Annotated in this window: 17 protein-coding genes; 7 read left to right on the plus strand and 10 right to left on the minus strand. The window is 63.6% G+C overall.

Annotated features, from left to right (window positions below; translation table 11 throughout):
• Positions 1 to 122: 122 nt before the first annotated feature.
• From PQR02_RS03810 to PQR02_RS03820, 3 genes are all read right to left on the minus strand, one after another.
• Positions 123 to 1,241, minus strand: a complete 1,119-nt coding sequence (locus PQR02_RS03810; protein ID WP_408225673.1) for a 3-deoxy-7-phosphoheptulonate synthase — start codon at positions 1,239 to 1,241, stop codon at positions 123 to 125.
• A gap of 206 nt (positions 1,242 to 1,447) precedes the next feature.
• On the minus strand, positions 1,448 to 2,227 hold the full coding sequence (locus tag PQR02_RS03815) for a DUF72 domain-containing protein (protein ID WP_408225822.1): 780 nt from the start codon (positions 2,225 to 2,227) through the stop codon (positions 1,448 to 1,450).
• Positions 2,228 to 2,423: 196 nt separating this feature from the next.
• The gene (locus PQR02_RS03820) at positions 2,424 to 3,170 is read right to left on the minus strand and encodes a TetR/AcrR family transcriptional regulator (RefSeq protein ID WP_408225676.1); all 747 of its coding nucleotides are present in this window, start codon (positions 3,168 to 3,170) and stop codon (positions 2,424 to 2,426) included.
• Between the two features lie 307 nt (positions 3,171 to 3,477).
• Between PQR02_RS03820 and PQR02_RS03825 the strand changes: the two genes are divergently transcribed.
• The 4 genes from PQR02_RS03825 to PQR02_RS03840 all read left to right on the plus strand — a co-directional run bounded on the left by PQR02_RS03825 (position 3,478) and on the right by PQR02_RS03840 (position 9,359).
• Positions 3,478 to 4,659, plus strand: a complete 1,182-nt coding sequence (locus PQR02_RS03825; RefSeq protein ID WP_408225679.1) for an isovaleryl-CoA dehydrogenase — start codon at positions 3,478 to 3,480, stop codon at positions 4,657 to 4,659.
• Positions 4,660 to 4,778: 119 nt separating this feature from the next.
• Positions 4,779 to 6,386, plus strand: a complete 1,608-nt coding sequence (locus PQR02_RS03830; RefSeq protein ID WP_408225682.1) for a carboxyl transferase domain-containing protein — start codon at positions 4,779 to 4,781, stop codon at positions 6,384 to 6,386.
• 31 nt (positions 6,387 to 6,417) lie between these two features.
• Positions 6,418 to 7,203 (plus strand): enoyl-CoA hydratase/isomerase family protein, encoded by a 786-nt coding sequence (locus PQR02_RS03835; RefSeq protein ID WP_408225685.1) that lies wholly within the window; start codon positions 6,418 to 6,420, stop codon positions 7,201 to 7,203.
• An 89-nt stretch (positions 7,204 to 7,292) separates the two neighbouring features.
• Entirely contained in the window at positions 7,293 to 9,359 is a 2,067-nt protein-coding gene (locus PQR02_RS03840) for an acetyl/propionyl/methylcrotonyl-CoA carboxylase subunit alpha (RefSeq protein WP_408225688.1), read from the plus strand.
• Positions 9,360 to 9,376: 17 nt separating this feature from the next.
• Here PQR02_RS03840 and PQR02_RS03845 read toward each other — a convergent pair whose 3' ends face one another.
• Both PQR02_RS03845 and PQR02_RS03850 read right to left on the minus strand, forming a co-directional pair.
• Entirely contained in the window at positions 9,377 to 10,168 is a 792-nt protein-coding gene (locus PQR02_RS03845; protein WP_408225691.1) for a phosphate/phosphite/phosphonate ABC transporter substrate-binding protein, read from the minus strand.
• 18 nt (positions 10,169 to 10,186) lie between these two features.
• A complete protein-coding gene (locus PQR02_RS03850) occupies positions 10,187 to 10,465 on the minus strand; it encodes a DUF1488 family protein (RefSeq protein WP_408225694.1) in 279 nt (92 codons plus the stop codon).
• Between the two features lie 276 nt (positions 10,466 to 10,741).
• On the opposite strand from PQR02_RS03850, the gene PQR02_RS03855 reads away from it, so the two are divergent.
• Positions 10,742 to 10,930, plus strand: coding sequence for a hypothetical protein (locus PQR02_RS03855; protein ID WP_408225697.1), 189 nt, complete (start codon positions 10,742 to 10,744; stop codon positions 10,928 to 10,930).
• Between the two features lie 40 nt (positions 10,931 to 10,970).
• Here the strand turns inward: PQR02_RS03855 and PQR02_RS03860 are convergent, their stop codons facing one another.
• The 3 genes from PQR02_RS03860 to PQR02_RS03870 form a co-directional block, all read right to left on the minus strand.
• Entirely contained in the window at positions 10,971 to 11,354 is a 384-nt protein-coding gene (locus PQR02_RS03860) for a hypothetical protein (RefSeq protein ID WP_408225700.1), read from the minus strand.
• 182 nt (positions 11,355 to 11,536) lie between these two features.
• Complete coding sequence (locus tag PQR02_RS03865) at positions 11,537 to 12,550, minus strand: aldo/keto reductase (RefSeq protein WP_408225702.1); 1,014 nt, start codon at positions 12,548 to 12,550, stop codon at positions 11,537 to 11,539.
• A gap of 131 nt (positions 12,551 to 12,681) precedes the next feature.
• Positions 12,682 to 13,590, minus strand: a complete 909-nt coding sequence (locus tag PQR02_RS03870) for a LysR family transcriptional regulator (RefSeq protein ID WP_408225705.1) — start codon at positions 13,588 to 13,590, stop codon at positions 12,682 to 12,684.
• 202 nt (positions 13,591 to 13,792) lie between these two features.
• Here PQR02_RS03870 and PQR02_RS03875 point away from each other — a divergent pair, with 202 nt between their 5' ends.
• Both PQR02_RS03875 and PQR02_RS03880 read left to right on the plus strand, forming a co-directional pair.
• A complete protein-coding gene (locus PQR02_RS03875; RefSeq protein WP_408225708.1) occupies positions 13,793 to 14,512 on the plus strand; it encodes a carboxymuconolactone decarboxylase family protein in 720 nt (239 codons plus the stop codon).
• Positions 14,513 to 14,802: 290 nt separating this feature from the next.
• Positions 14,803 to 15,222: a DUF1810 domain-containing protein gene (locus PQR02_RS03880; protein WP_408225711.1), complete on the plus strand. Its 420-nt coding sequence runs from the start codon at positions 14,803 to 14,805 to the stop codon at positions 15,220 to 15,222.
• A gap of 84 nt (positions 15,223 to 15,306) precedes the next feature.
• Here the strand turns inward: PQR02_RS03880 and PQR02_RS03885 are convergent, their stop codons facing one another.
• Both PQR02_RS03885 and PQR02_RS03890 read right to left on the minus strand, forming a co-directional pair.
• The gene (locus PQR02_RS03885; protein WP_408225714.1) at positions 15,307 to 15,696 is read right to left on the minus strand and encodes a response regulator; all 390 of its coding nucleotides are present in this window, start codon (positions 15,694 to 15,696) and stop codon (positions 15,307 to 15,309) included.
• Positions 15,697 to 15,810: 114 nt separating this feature from the next.
• Positions 15,811 to 16,275, minus strand: coding sequence for a PRC-barrel domain-containing protein (locus PQR02_RS03890; protein WP_408225717.1), 465 nt, complete (start codon positions 16,273 to 16,275; stop codon positions 15,811 to 15,813).
• Positions 16,276 to 16,332 lie beyond the last annotated feature (57 nt).

The raw sequence follows: 16,332 nt of genomic DNA on the forward strand, positions 1-16,332 counted from the left end.
GGCGCGAGGAATCACGCGCTGCCCAACCCCGGCAAGCTTGACCGACCGGCGGGTGGTGCGGCGCGTGTGCCTGAACTTGTCCCGAGTTTGCCGCGGGTTCTGTCGCGGCTTGTAACGCGCGCTCAGCCCGCGCGGCGCTTGCGGGTTGCGGCGGCAAGGGTGTCGAGCACCGGCTCGGTTTGCGCCCAGCTCACGCAGGTATCCGTGATGGACACGCCATAACGCAACGGCACCCCGGCTTTCAGGTCCTGACGGCCTTCTTCCAGATGACTCTCCAGCATCACGCCCATAATGCGGCGCTCGCGCTGCGATAGCTGCTGCGCCAGATCCTGCACCACCTCCAGTTGACGCAAATGCGACTTGCCCGAGTTCGCATGCGAGCAATCGATCATCACCTGCTCGCGCAGGCCGGCTGATTTGAGCGCCGCGCATGTGGCGTCCACCGATGCGCTGTCGTAGTTCGGTCCTTTCTTGCCGCCGCGCAGGATCACGTGCGCGTCGTCGTTGCCGCGCGTTTCGAAGATCGCGGCCATGCCCATTTTCGTCATGCCCATGAACGCGTGGCTCGCGCGTGCCGCGACAATCGCGTCCGCGGCGATCTGCACGCCGCCGTCGGTGCCGTTCTTGAAACCGATCGGGCAGCTCAACCCCGAAGCCAGTTGCCGATGACTCTGACTCTCGGTCGTGCGCGCGCCAATGGCGCCCCACGCGATCAGGTCGGCGATGTATTGCGGACTGAGCAGATCGAGAAACTCGGTAGCCGTGGGCAGCCCCAGACCGTTGATGTCGAGCAGCAACTGCCGCGCGAGCCGCAGGCCTTCGTTGATGCGGAAGCTGCCGTCCAGACGCGGGTCGTTGATATAGCCTTTCCAGCCGACCGTAGTGCGGGGCTTTTCGAAGTAGACGCGCATCACGATCAGCAGATCGTCTTTATAGGCGTCGGCCGCGGCCTTCAGCTTGCGTGCGTATTCGATCGCCTGGTCATGGTCGTGAATCGAACAGGGGCCGACGATCATCACGAGCCGGTCGTCGCGGCCATGCAGAACGTCGGCGATTTCCGCGCGCGTTTTCTCGACGAGCGTCTGCACGGCGAGCGGCACCGGCAGCTCGTCTTGCAGCAACGCGGGGGAAATCAGCGGACGGACCGCGCCGATCCGCACGTCGTCGATGCGCGTGGTGTCCTGGGTGGCGTCGGCCGAGCCGACTTCCTGATCGTGCAAAGGATTGTCGATGGCGCTCAAAATATTCTCCCGGGGCTTGATGGTGAGGCGGCGTGGCCGCCTGAATGTGCGCGCGTCCGCGCGCCGGCTTGGCGGGGACGCTGCGTGGGGTTGGTGTTCGATCGGCGTTACCGCTGCACTGCAAGCGCGCGGGATTCGCATGGAGTTTGCACCGATCCGCTGGCGCGATTATGACACCCGCCAGCCGTGGCCGGTCCTGCGCCGGCTCAGAGTTTGCCGATCAGTGCCATGGCGGCGGCCGGGTTGCGCTCCTTGAAGCCGCTGATCACGTATAGATAGACATCGCGCGCGGCTGCTTTGGCCGGCGGTTCGGCGGCGGTTTCGAGGTCGTCCGGCGTCGCGCCCGCGGCCAGCTGGCGCGCGCGTTGGGCCCATGCGTCGAGCGCTTTGGCCGAATAGCCTTTGGCCTGTTTATCGGTCGTGCCCATGATGCGCGCATATACGAACGGCGCGGTGAGGTCGGCGATTTGCGGGTAGTCGCTGTCGCCCGCCAGCACCACCGCGACTTTGTAATTGCGCGCGAGCGCGATGAAGTCCGGCGTTTTGAACGTGTCGTTGCGGACTTCGACGGCGTGCCTGAGCTTCTGGCCTTCGATGCTCGCGGGCAGCAGTTTCAGAAAAGCCTCGAAGTCTTCGGGGTCGAACTTTTTGGTCGGCGCGAACTGCCAGTTGACCGGACCGAGCTTCTGTTTGAGCAGCAGCACGCCGCTCGCGAAGAAGCGTTCGATCGTTTCACCCGCGTCGGCAAGCACTTTTCTGTTGGTCGCGTAGCGCGGCGCCTTCAGTGAAAAAACGAAATCGTCCGGAGTCTCCTGATACCACTTCTCATAGCTCGCCGGCTTTTGCAAACCGTAGAACGTGCCGTTGATTTCTATCGAAGTGAGTTGGCGGCTCGCGTATTCGAGTTCGCGGCTTTGCGTGAGGTCCGACGGGTAGAAGGTGCCCCGCCACGGCGCGTAGGTCCAGCCGCCGATGCCGATGCGGATATTCGCGCTTCCGGCGCTCCTGGCGGGTTTCGTGCTCTTCGTGCTGTTTGCACGCTTTGCGCTTGTTGCGCTTTTTTCTTCGGCCACGTGGGTTCTCCTTCTGGCTCCAGCCGGGGGAAGCAGTAGATTAGCTTCTTTTCGGCCGCGAGACAGAAGCGCGCAATCGTGCTGGCGGAAAACCGCGCGACATGACCCGCTACGCGTCGCGCGGCGCACCTGGCGCGCGGCGCGCGGCTTCTTCTTCGAAGCGCCGGTTCGCCTCTGCAACTTCCGCCCTGAACCGTTGCAACGCGTTCACCGCCAGGTCCGGCGGCGTGAGCGCGGTCCACAACACGTCGATCAACTGGTCCGCGGTCGCGTCGATGTCGATGCGCCGTTTGGTCAGCGTGGCGTCCCACAGCACATGCTCCATCGGCCCGAACACCATCGAGCGCAATAAACGCAGTGGCATGTCGGTGCGAATCTGTCCGCTCTGCTGGCCTTGCGCCAACACGCGCATCAACGGTGCGGTATAGCTGCGCTGCAGCTCGGTCAGCGCTTCACTCAGTTCGTGATGACGCGCGCGTCCCTCTGACAGCACCAGCGCGCAGAGATCGGTGCCGTTCACCAGCATCAGCCGCAAGTGCGTGCGCACGATGAAGGCGAACTGCTGGCGCACGTTGCCGTCGCGCGGCAAGCCCGCTTCGATCGCGCCGATGATCTCGTCGTACCAGTCGCCGATCACGCGCGCGCATAGCTCGCGCTTGCCGCGGAAATAGCTGAACACGGTCGCCTCGGAAATGCCTAAGCGCTGCGCGATCTCGGCGGTCGTCGCGCGCTCGTAGCCTTTCTCGGAGAAAACGTCGCGCCCCGCCTGAAGAATTTCCTTCACGCGTTGCTGCGATTTGCGCCCGGCCGGCTGGCGGCGCGACACGGGTAACTCGGCCTTCACGGCAACCGTCATATGAGTGGAGTTCAGATTTGAGGCGCGGACGGAGCCCGGTGAGCGCGCCCAATGAGCCAACCGAGGCTGATGAGCACGATTTTAACTGCAAAGCGGCGTCGAAGGCACGTCCGAACATTTTCTGAGTAACACTCAAAAATACCTATTGACGCATACGTCAATCTGGCGTGAAATGCGCAGTGAAACTTGTCGCGCGTCGTGCGGAGCGGCAGCAGTGGTGCAACCCGCCGCAGCCCACCGGCCCGCGCGCGGACCCGGCGGCGCCCACGAGGCCGACCCGCCGCCATCGAACTCTGGAGACACAGCAATGCGCAACCTGCCCGGTTTGCAGTTCCCGCTCGGCGAAGAAATCGAAATGCTGCGTGACAGCATCGCGGGATTCGCCGCCAAGGAAATCGCCCCGCGTGCCGCGGAAATCGACCGCACGGATCAATTCCCGATGGACCTGTGGCGCAAGTTCGGGGACCTCGGCGTGCTCGGCATGACGGTCTCGGAGGAATACGGCGGCGCGAACATGGGCTACACCGCGCATATGATCGCGATGGAAGAGATCTCGCGCGCGTCCGCGTCGGTCGGCCTGTCTTACGGCGCGCATTCGAACCTGTGCGTGAACCAGATTCATCGCAACGGCACCGACGCGCAAAAGCGTCAATACCTGCCCAAGCTCGTGTCCGGCGAACATGTCGGCGCACTCGCGATGAGCGAGCCGAACGCGGGCTCGGACGTCGTCAGCATGAAGCTGCGCGCCGAGAAGAAGGGCGACCGCTACGTGCTCAACGGCACCAAGATGTGGATCACGAACGGCCCGGATTGCGACACGCTGGTGGTCTATGCGAAGACCGATCCCGAAGCGAATTCGCGCGGCATTACCGCGTTTATCGTCGAGAAGGGCATGAAGGGTTTTTCGGTTGCGCAAAAACTCGACAAGCTTGGGATGCGCGGTTCGCATACCGGCGAACTGGTGTTCGAGAACGTCGAAGTGCCCGAAGAAAATATTCTCGGCCAGTTGAACGGCGGCGCGAAGGTGCTGATGAGCGGGCTCGACTATGAACGCGCGGTGCTCGCGGGCGGCCCGACCGGCATCATGGTTGCGGTGATGGACGCGGTCGTGCCGTATATCCACGACCGCAAGCAGTTCGGCCAGTCGATCGGCGAGTTCCAGCTGATTCAGGGCAAGGTGGCCGATCTCTACACCACGTTGCAGGCGTGCCGTGCGTATCTGTACGCGGTGGGCCGTCAACTCGATACGCTCGGCAACGAGCACGTTCGCCAGGTGCGCAAGGACTGCGCGGGCGTGATTCTGTACACCGCGGAAAAAGCCACGTGGATGGCCGGCGAAGCGATTCAGATTCTCGGCGGCAATGGCTATATCAATGACTATCCGGTTGGGCGGCTGTGGCGTGATGCGAAGCTCTACGAAATCGGCGCAGGCACGAGCGAAATCCGTCGCATGCTGATCGGCCGCGAACTGTTTGCCGAAACGCTCTGACATGGCGTGAGCGCGTTGCGCGTGCATGACATGTGCAGCACACGTGCGTTGCGCGCGCCGCATCGCGGCGCGCCGGGCACCAGCCTCTATAAGAAGCGGCGAAAAGGAGAAGCTACCCCATGCCGGTCATCGAATCAAAGCTCAATCCACGCTCGGACGATTTTCGCGCCAATGCGGCAGCGCTCGAAGCGCTGGTCGCCGATCTGCGCGCGAAGATCGCCAAGCTCGCACTGGGCGGCGGCCCGGCGGCGCGCGACAAACACACCGGGCGCGGCAAGCTGCTGCCGCGCGATCGCATCGAGAAACTGCTCGATCCGGGCACGCCGTTTCTCGAGTTCTCGCAACTCGCCGCGTACAACATGTATCACAACGATGCGCCGGGCGCGGGCGTGATCACGGGCATCGGCCGGATCGCGGGGCAGGAGTGCGTGATCGTGTGCAACGACGCGACGGTCAAGGGCGGCACGTACTATCCGGTCACCGTGAAAAAGCACGTGCGGGCCCAGGAGATCGCCGCGGAAAATCATTTGCCCTGCGTGTATCTGGTCGACTCCGGCGGCGCGAATCTGCCGAATCAGGACGACGTGTTCCCCGACCGCGATCACTTCGGCCGCATCTTCTACAACCAGGCGAATCTGTCGGCGGCGGGCATTCCGCAGATCGCGGTCGTAATGGGCTCGTGCACGGCGGGCGGCGCGTATGTGCCGGCGATGAGCGACGAGTCGATCATCGTGAAGAATCAGGGGACCATTTTTCTCGGCGGTCCGCCGCTCGTGAAGGCTGCGACCGGCGAAGTGGTGAGCGCGGAAGACCTCGGCGGCGGTGACGTGCATACGCGGCTGTCGGGCGTGGTCGATCATCTCGCGCAGAACGACGCGCACGCGCTGGCGATCGCGCGCAGCATCGTCGGCAATCTGAATCGCACGAAGCACACACCGCTTGCGTTGCAGGAACCCAAGCCGCCGCGCTACGACGTGAAGAGCATGTATGGCGTGATTCCCGTCGACACGCGCAAGCCGTTCGATATCCGCGAGGTGATTGCACGCATTGTCGACGATTCCGCTTTCGACGAATTCAAGGCGCGTTACGGGACCACGCTCGTCACCGGCTTCGCGCATATCTGGGGGCATCCGGTCGGCATCGTCGCGAACAACGGCATTCTGTTTTCGGAGTCGGCGCTCAAGGGCACGCACTTCATCGAGCTGTGCTGCCAGCGCAAGATTCCGCTCGTGTTCCTGCAGAACATCACCGGCTTCATGGTGGGCCGCAAATACGAAAACGAAGGCATCGCGCGCAACGGCGCGAAGATGGTGACGGCGGTCGCGACCGCGAAGGTGCCCAAGTTCACGGTGATCATCGGCGGCTCGTTTGGCGCGGGCAACTACGGCATGTGCGGCCGCGCGTATTCGCCGCGCTTCCTGTGGATGTGGCCGAACGCACGCATCTCGGTGATGGGCGGCGAGCAGGCGGCGTCGGTGCTGGCCACGGTCAAGCGCGACGGCATCGAAGGCAAGGGCGGCTCGTGGAGCGCCGAAGAAGAAGAGGCGTTCAAGCAGCCGATCCGCGACCAGTACGAGCATCAGGGCCACCCGTATTACGCGAGCGCGCGTCTGTGGGACGACGGCGTGATCGACCCGGCGCAAACACGCGATGTGCTCGGCCTCGGCCTCTCGGCGAGCATGAACGCGCCGATCGAAGACACACGTTTCGGCGTGTTCAGAATGTGACGAGGCGCGACGAAGCGCGGGAGCTGCGACGATGCAATATGAAACACTGAATCTGGAAATCGCCGGACAGGTTGCCACGGTCACGCTGAATCGGCCGGACGTGCGCAATGCGTTCAACGAAACGATGATCGCCGAAGTGACCGCGGCGTTCACGGCGTTCAATGCGCGCGACGACGTGCGCGCGGTGGTGCTCGCCGCGAACGGCAAGGCGTTCTGCGCGGGCGCCGATCTGAACTGGATGAAGAAAATGGCGGGTTACTCGGACGACGAGAACCGCGCCGACGCGATGTTGCTGGCGAACATGCTGGCATCGGTGTACCGCTGCAACAAGCCGGTGATCGCGCGCGTGAACGGTGATGCGTACGCGGGCGGTATGGGCCTGATCGCGGCGTGCGACATCGTGGTGGCCGTGCAGAGCGCGCGCTTCTGCCTGTCCGAGGCGCGGCTCGGTCTGATTCCGGCGACCATCGCGCCGTACGTGATCCGCGCGTTGGGCGAGCAGGCGTCGCGCCGCTATTTCGCCACCGCCGAGGCGTTCGATTGCGCGACGGCGTTGCGCCTCGGCTTCGTTAGCGAAGCGGTCGACGCGCAGCAGCTTGACGCCACGGTCGAGCAACTTGCTCAAACGCTGTGCGCGAACGGACCGCAAGCGGTGCGCGCGTGCAAGCAACTCGTGCAGGACATCGCGGGCCGCGAGCTGACCGGCGCGCTGATCGAAGACACGGCGGCGCGCATCGCGCGTACGCGCGCCAGCGCGGAAGGGCGTGAAGGCGTCGCGTCGTTCCTCGAAAAACGCACGCCGGCCTGGCGCAGCTGACGCGCGCGCCACGTCCATTTTGCGGGGCGCGTCGTGCAGCGCCTTGAACGGAACAATCGCCCCGAACCGCACACTTCATCGAGACACTCATGTTCAACAAGATCCTGATTGCCAACCGCGGCGAGATTGCGTGCCGCGTCGCCGCGACCTGCAAGCGGCTCGGCATCGCGAGCGTGGCCGTCTATTCCGACGCGGATGCCAACGCGAAACACGTGGCCGCGTGCGACGAGGCGGTGCACATCGGCGGCTCGACGGCGGCGGAAAGTTATCTGCGGGTCGAGCGCATCATCGAGGCCGCGCGTGCCACCGGCGCGCAGGCGGTGCATCCGGGCTATGGCTTCCTGTCGGAGAACGAAGACTTCGCGCATGCGTGCGAAGCGGCCGGCATCGTCTTTATCGGACCGCCGGTCGCGGCCATCGCCGCGATGGGCTCGAAGGCCGCCGCGAAGGCGCTGATGCACGCGGCCGCCGTGCCGCTCGTGCCCGGTTATCACGGCGACGACCAGGAGCCGCAGTTGCTGCATCGCGAGGCCGATGCGATCGGCTACCCGGTGCTGCTCAAGGCCAGCGCCGGCGGCGGCGGCAAGGGCATGCGCGTGGTCGAACGCAGCGAGGATTTCGCGGCGGCGCTGGCCTCGTGCAAGCGCGAGGCGGCGAGCAGCTTCGGCAACGACCGCGTGCTGATCGAGAAGTATCTGACGCGGCCGCGTCACGTGGAAGTGCAGGTATTCGCTGACCGTCACGGCGGCGCGGTCTATCTGTTCGATCGCGATTGCTCGGTGCAGCGGCGTCACCAGAAGGTGCTCGAAGAAGCGCCGGCGCCGGGACTGAGCGCTGAGATAAAGCGCGAAATGGGCGAAGCGGCGGTAGCCGCCGCGCGCGCGGTGAAATATGTCGGCGCGGGCACGGTCGAGTTCATCATGACCGGCAGCGGCGACTTCTACTTCATGGAAATGAACACGCGCCTGCAGGTCGAGCATCCGGTCACGGAGATGGTGACGGGCCAGGATCTCGTGGAGTGGCAATTGCGCGTCGCCGCCGACGAACCGCTGCCGCTCACGCAGCAGCAGTTGAAGCTCGACGGCCATGCGATCGAGGCGCGCATCTACGCCGAGCATCCGGCGCGTGGTTTCCTGCCGTCGACGGGTACGCTCAAGCATCTGCGCATGCCCGAGGGCGTGGAGTTTGCGATCGATGCGGCCGGTTCAGGCGCGGCGGGCCTGGGCGAGTCCGGACGCAAGGCGCCGGTGCGGATCGACAGCGGCGTGCGCGAAGGCGACACCATCACGCCGTTCTACGACCCGATGATCGCCAAGCTGATCGTCCACGGCGCCACGCGCGAAGAAGCGCTCGCGCGCCTGAGCCGTGCGCTGCACGCGTGTGAAGTGGTCGGGCCGCATACCAACGTCGAGTTCCTGCAACGCATCGTCGCCAGCGAGCCGTTTGCGACCGGCGACCTCGACACCGGTTTGATCGAGCGCCATCATGACGCGCTGTTCGCGCCGCTCAAGAAGCCCTTTAAGGAAGCGCTCGCGCTCGCCTGCGCCGCGTTGCTCACGCGCGAGGGCGGCACGGCTCACGGCGCGTCGCCGTGGGATGCGCTGTCGCACTGGCGTCTGAACGGCGGCTACACGCAAACGCTCGGCTGGCGCGCAATCGACGACAGTAGCAACAAAAGCGGCGACAAGGAACACGGATTCACCGTCACGTTCGCGCGCGACGGCGCCGCGCAAACGCTCGAACACGACGGCGTGCGCGAACACTTTTCGTGGTCGAACGGCACGGGCGCGCACGAGTTCCGCGCGACGCTCGGCGATGCGCGCATCACGGGCCGCGTGTTAGTCGACGGCGACACGTTTCATGTGTTCTGCCTCGGCGCGGCGCTCGCGTTCGAGTGGCAGAACCTGCTCGCGCATGTGGCCGACGCGGAAGGCGGCGAAGGCCGTTTGACCGCGCCGATGCCGGGCAAGGTGATCGCGGTGCTGGTCGAACCCGGCGCCGTGGTCGAGAAGGGCACGCCGCTGCTCGTGATGGAAGCGATGAAGATGGAGCACACCATCGGTGCGCCGGCGGACGGGACCGTGTCGGAAGTGCTGTACGCGGTCGGCGATCAGGTGGCCGACGGCGCGCAGCTTCTGGTGCTGGACGTGCAGTAGCTGCGCAGCCTGGCGGTTCAGCCGAGGCGCGCGTAGCCGGCGGCGCGCGCTTCGTTTTCGAGCTGCTCGATGCGTGCGTAGTCGACGAGCGGCAGCACGGAAAAGCCCTGCAAACGCAGGCGTTTTGCGCGCTCGGGGCGGATTTCGAGCGTTTCGTTCAGTGCCTCGCGCAGTGCGCGGATGGTGGCCGGCGGCACCGTGCTGGAGGCGATCAACGGCAGGCCCGGCGAGGCTGCCGTCATGCCGATCGCGCGAACCCGGCGGACCAGCTCCGGCATCACATCGCCAATGAAAGCGAAGGTCACGCAATCGACCGCGGCGACATCCGCGCGATCGTCCACCACCGCTCGCAACGAGCCGAGATGCGAGCCGGTGCGCAGCACCTTGCTGAAGAACATGCCGGCGCGCGCGTGAGGCGCGACCGCGTGACGGAACACGTTCATGCCGCTATTCGAGTCTTCCTGATTGTAGGCGGCGCGCGCGCCACGGCAGGCGGCGAGTGTATCGAACTGGGCGTCCGCGCGCGTCACCAGCATGCTCGAATAATGCGCGCCTTCGCAGCCCGGCGCGTCGAAGCGCGGCGTCGCGATCAACTGGACCTGCTCGTGCAGGCCACGCATCAGCGGGTAGCCGCAGGTTTGCGAGAGCAGCAGGTTGGGGCGCCGCCAGAAGCCGTGCAACTCCTCGTCCGGTTCGACGATGCGGCATGCCGGCTTGACTCTGCGCAGCACGTCGTCCAGCCATTCGCGCCATTCAAGGTCGAGCGCGGGCGTGACGTTGTACATCGGCAGGGCGGCGATCCAGGGCATGAGCCGATTCTCGCACAGCTAATGTCTGACCATACGGAACTCGTCGAGCCCGAGCCGCACCGGCTCGGTCGGCTTGAACGTCCACCTTTGCGCGGCGACTGACAGAATCTCCTGCTGCGCGTCCTCGAAGGCGGCCAGCAGGTCGCGCTTGCGCTTGCTCGCCGCACCGCAAAACGCGACGAGCGCTTCGGCGCTGACCTCGAAAATCTGCGCGCGATCGTCGCAGCACACGCGGAATGCGACCGTTGCGCATTCCGTCACACAGGGCCGGAACCCTTCATCGACATAGACTGACATGGCGAACTCCCCTACGACGCCCGAATCATGAGCATGACAAAGCGCGCCACTGGGGTATGTGGGAGAACCAGCATTTGCGATCAAATGCCCGTTGGCCCCGGCGCGCGCCGCGGCCGGCAACCGCGGCGAGCGGATTCATCGGCGCAAGCTTTGGTAAGCGTGCGCATCTTTCCGCCCGTTATTCGTCCGTTCTCCGGCTGCTCGCGCTGGCTACACTCGCTGCGGCGATTGCGCCTTGGCACAGGATGCGAACAACCGGAACGGATGGAGAAGAGGATGATCCATGGCAGTCGACATAGCAAGCTCGTGCGCAACCAGGCCCGGCGCCTGTTACTGGCCGCCACGCTGGCGTGCGCTTGCGCCTTGCAAGGCTGCGCGACCTCGCTCGAAACCTTCGGGCTTGGCGCGGGTGTCGGGCTCGTCGGCGCGTTCGGGTTGCTTGGTTGCGCGATCGGGTGCCGGTGAGTAGGCGGCCACGGGCAGGCCGGTGGCTGATCGCGGCGCGTCATGTCCCGGGCAACAAGGACTTCCTGCCGCGTCGGCGCGGCTTAGGCTCGACACCGACGCGATCGTCTCGCGCGAGCACGAGTGCGGTCAGTTTTTCCGCGACGGTTTCGAAAGCCGGATCGTCCTGCGGGACGTAAAGCCACTTTCCGAGCACCGGATGCGGCCGCAACGCAGGCATGTCGTCGATCAGCGCGGCGTGCCGCTCGTGTGACGTGCAGACCAGCAAGCCGTTCCACGGCGCTTCGCGATCGGCGGCGACCAGACACAACAAGCCTTCGACATAGGCGGCATCGCAGCCGAACATTGGCTTGCGTACGTAGGTCGCATCTCGCTCGAAGGCGTCGAATATCCAGACGAGCGAGTTGCGGATGGCAGATGGCATGGTCGTGAAGTCTTGGACGAGTGACGCGATTATGCGCTTGAGGAATAGTGTGATGTTGGTGCTCAAGGATTCTCAGCAAGCCTTCACAAGACCTCGTCGACGTTCTTTCAGCGCATGATGAATCCGCGGACAGCCACTCGCGTGCCATTGCCGCACGCGAGTGGCCTTCAAATGCCCGAAAGTCAGACGATGACGCGACGCCCTTCGACCGGATAGTTCGGGTCCGTATAGCCCGGGGTGGATGCGTGGCCCGGCGCGACCAGATTGTCGACAAACTTTTCGTCGTCCGGTCCAAGCTGCAGCTTGAGTGCCTGAATGTAGTTGTCCCAGTGCGCTTCTGTGCGCGGACCCGCAATCGCGGAGCTCACGAGGCGGTTCTTCAGCACCCAGGCAATGGCGAAGGCAATCGAAGTGGTGCCGCGTTCAGCGGCGTGCGCCGCGACTTTCTGTGCGATGGCCAGCGATTCCGGACGCCACTCGGTCTGTTGGATACGCTTGTCGCCGCGCCCCGCGCGGGAGTCCGCTGGCGGCGCGCCGTCGAGTGCGTATTTCCCTGTCAACACGCCGCGCGCGAGCGGGCTGTACGGAACCACGCCGATCCCGTAGTGTCCGGCCGCCGGCATCAGCTCGACCTCGGCGGTGCGATCGACCATGTTGTACCGCGGCTCGACTGCGACGGGGCGATCGATCCCGAGCTGATCGGCCAGACGCACGATCTCTGCAATGCGCCACGCGCGGAAGTTGGACAGACCAAAATAGCGCACCTTGCCCTGACGGATCAGATCGCCGATGGCACGCAGGCCTTCTTCCAGCGGCGCATCGTTCAACGACCGATGGAAGTAGAGGACGTCGATGTAGTCCGTGCCCAGACGTTTCAGGCTGGCCTCGACCGACTGGCAAATCCATTTGCGCGACTGCCCCTGTTCGTTCGGACCCGCATGGGCCGTCGCGGGATAGCCGAACTTCGTTGCGACGACCCAGCTGTCACGCCGTGGTGCAATCGCGCGGCCGACGATTTCCTCGGAGCGTCCAGCGTGGTAAACGTCGGCGGTATCAAGAAAGTTCACGCCCTGATCGAACGCCTTGTCGATAATCGTCCTGGAGGTGGCTTCGTCCGTTTCGCCGCCGAACATCATGGCACCCAGACACAGCGGCGAAACCTTGAGGGCGTTACGACCCAGATATCGGTAGTCCATCATTTCTCCATGCAGGCCGTGCCTGCGATTGTTCATGTCGAATAGGGGTAGATGATAGGCAGATCGGATCTAGCGATAAAGCCCCTAAAATGGCAAGCCGTTATGAACTGGGATCATGGATGCGGCGGGCGTCACCGCTTCCTCTCTTCCGGGCGATAGCGGATTGCGTCGATCACGATGGTCATTGCCCTCGAAAATTCCCGGCGGCTGGCGTAGTAGGCGTGCAAGCCGGGGAAGGTGGGACACCAATCCTCCAATACCCAGACCAGACGGCCCGCCGCGATATGGGTTTGAACCAGGTCGGCCGGCAAATAGGCCAGACCGTATCCGGACAAGGCCGCCTCCAGCATCTGATAGGTTCCGTTGAACGCGAGCTGGCCCTCCACCCGAGCCTGAACTTCGCGACTGCCCTTTTTGAGTTCCCACGGATAGAAGCCGCCAAGAGTCGGCAAACGAAGATTGATGCAGCTATGCGTGGTCAGGTCTTGCGGTTTCTTTGGCCATTCCCGCTTCTCCAGATACGCCGGCGTGCCGACGATTGCCATGCGCATATCGGGCGCGATGCGGACCGCGATCATGTCTTTGGCGACCTGATCGCCGATGCGAACGCCTATGTCGTAGCGATCGGCGACGATATCGGTCAAACCATAGTCGGTGATGATTTCGACGTTGATTTCCGGATACTTGCGCAGGACTTTCGATAAGCGAGGCCAAAGAACCGTCCTGGTCGCGTAGTCGGTGGCCGTGATGCGAATGGTCCCGGCGGGTTTGTCGCGAAACTCGGTGACGGCTGCCAGTTCGGATTCGATCTCCTCGAAGCGCGGCGCGACTGTCTGGAGCAGACGCTCCCCGGCCTCGGTCGGCGCAACGCTGCGCGTGGTGCGGGTCAGGAGGCGCAATCCGAGCCGTGTTTCGAGCGCGCGGATCGTATGACTCAACGCAGACTGCGATACGCCCAGTTGCGCGGCGGCACGAGTGAAGCTGCGCTCGCGCGCGACGGCGATGAAGGCGATCAGGTCGTTGTAGTTTTCGCGCGACATTAATGAGCTCGTTTCATAGGTGCTTGCCGATTTTAGCGTCTAGTCGGGCGCGCGTGTGAAGGCTAGATTTGCGGATGTCGCGAAACACCCATCGCAGGACTGCCTGGCTGCCGAGGGAAGTGACCCATGAAAATTGCCGCTGCGGCGACGCGGGCGCTTTCCTCAGGTTTCGCAGCCTGCTCACCGATCGAAAGGAAAACAAATGGAAAGCTCAACTCCACGCGCACCCGTCAACGCGATTGATAGTATGCGCACGGTCTCGCCAGCTCTTGAGCGCTATACGGGCGAAGTCGTGCTAGGCGATTTGTGGAAGCGCCCGCAACTGTCCGCGCGAGACCGCGGTCTCGTAACGCTCTCGGTACTGATCGCGCGCAATCAGAGCGCGGAGATGCCGTACTACCTCGATCTGGCGCTCGATAGCGGCCTGAAGGCGAGCGAGATTTCGGAACTCATCACTCATCTGGCCTTCTATTCCGGCTGGGCAAATGCAACGGCGGCCGTCAAGGTGACGAACACTGTCTTTGCAAAGCTCGGAATCGGTGCAGCGCAGCTTCCACCTGCCTCGGGTGCCCTTCTTCCTCTCGACGAGGCAGCCGAAGCGCAGCGCGATTCGTCAGTTGCGCAGAACTTCGGCGCCGTGGCCGCAGGCGTTGTTCAGTTCACACGAGACGCGCTCTTTCGGGACCTCTGGCTGCGACCGGGCCTCGCGCCGCGCGACCGCAGTCTCGTGACCGTCAGCGCGCTGGTTGCCACGGGGCAGGTCGCACAACTGACCTATCACCTGAACCGGGCAATGGATAACGGGCTGACCGGGGCGCAGGCGTCGGAAGTCATGACGCAACTGGCGTTTTATACGGGCTGGCCGAATGTCTTTACGGCACTCCCCGTCGTTAAAGATGTCCTTGAGAAGCGGCCCGATTGATCCGGTCCGCCCGTCGCCAGTTGATGGAAGTAACCGCCACCAGCGGCGTGGCCCGAGTCGCGCGTGCGCGGAGAACACGGCCAGGGAAAAGTCCGGAGTGGCGGCGATCACGAAGTGCTTATACTGAAACCGCATGCGTCTTCCATATGTATTTTGACCAAATCACCGAGGCGATCGAACGGAAACGCCGGCTCAATTGACGCTTCCGACCGGCACAATCGAGGCAGGTGTTTCATGATGTTCCCGGCCCGCCCGATCAACCGTCCCGATGCCTGACATAGGGGCTTGTCATGGACGATACGTACGACCTTCAGCGCTTTGTCGACGCGCAGAACCCTCACTATGCGGAAGTTTGCGAAGAGCTGGCCGATGGGCGCAAACGCAGCCACTGGATGTGGTTTGTATTTCCGCAGATCCGGGGCCTTGGATCGAGTCCGATGGCGCAACGTTATGCGATCGCGTCGTTGCCAGAAGCTGAAGCGTACATGCGGCATCCAATCCTGGCTGAGCGTCTGCGGGAAACGACCCGGCTCGTCAACCGCGTGGAAGGTCGCTCGATCGAGGACATTTTCGGCTATCCCGACTACCTGAAGTTTCGCTCGTCGATGAGTCTGTTCGCGCGCGCGACGAGTGACAATGAAGTATTCGTCGAGGCGTTGCGCAAATATTTCAACGGGGAGGCCGATCCTGATACGTTGCGGTTGCTGTAGATGACCGAGCTGGAGCGTCAGCGAAAAATGGGCCAATGCGATTGAGGCCACACCGGCTGACTATCCAGGGACCCCAGCGACCACCTAACGATCCAAGCCGGGGCCTGAAGCGCTCGCGAGCCGCTCGGAAACGAATATGTTCACCGTGTGCATGAGCACCGCGAGGTCGGCCGGTTTGCGAAAGAAAGCCGACCAGCAGACTGGTTCGTCTGGTGGCTCAGGCATGGATGACAGCATGACAATCGGCATTCCAGCGAGTGCGGGCTGGCATCTGATTCGACGGCATAGCTCTGCGCCGTCCATTTCAGGCATCTGCCAGTCGGTGACGATGAGAGGGGGAAAGACGTGCAAAAGCGTACGCAGCGCTTCGCGTCCGTTTTGGGCAAGCACTGCGTGATGGCCGCTGGATTCCAAAGCTAGTTGCAGAGCCCACAGATTGTCGCGGTCGTCGTCGACCAGAAGCACGATAGACATGGTGGTGATCCGAATCTTATCCAGCGCTGCCTCGCTGCTCCGGGAAATTTATCAACCGCGCCGTGCCTGTTCCGCTGGCATCGGCGCGGTTGTCGGTTGGAACCATTACGACGTTCAAATATCACTGTCGATTCCCGGGTCAAGCTCCCGCGTCGTCGACCAATATGGCGAACGGTTGTAGTACTGATGAACCTGCGTGCCCCACGTTACGTCGGCCATTGCAGGCCAGTGGTCCTTGTCAAAACCAGGGTCGTCCTTGAGTTGCTGGGCGGTGATGTCGACGCGGAAGCGTTTCGTGTCGGTATCGAGTGTCAACGCACTCCACGGAATTGCGTGGAGCGTCGAGCCCATTCCAAGAAAGCCACCTTCCGACAGCACTGCGTAGGCAATCCTGCCACCCCGAACGTCGAGCATGATGTCCGAGATTTTTCCGACGTCTTCGCCGTCGGAGGTCACAACCTTGGTTCCGTCAAGCGTGGCCGCCGCCATGACGTCCGGGCCCGGACCCTCACCTACGCCGCTGCCAACGATGCGGGCTCCGGCGCCACCCGGGGTGCCCAGCGGATCGAGTGTGCTCATGATTTTCTCCTTTACAAAATAGGTACAAACAGGCCCCGCAAGCAGTATGCCCAAGTG

The sequence above is a fragment of the Paraburkholderia sediminicola genome, assembly GCF_046026895.1.
Taxonomy (GTDB): domain Bacteria; phylum Pseudomonadota; class Gammaproteobacteria; order Burkholderiales; family Burkholderiaceae; genus Paraburkholderia; species Paraburkholderia sediminicola_C.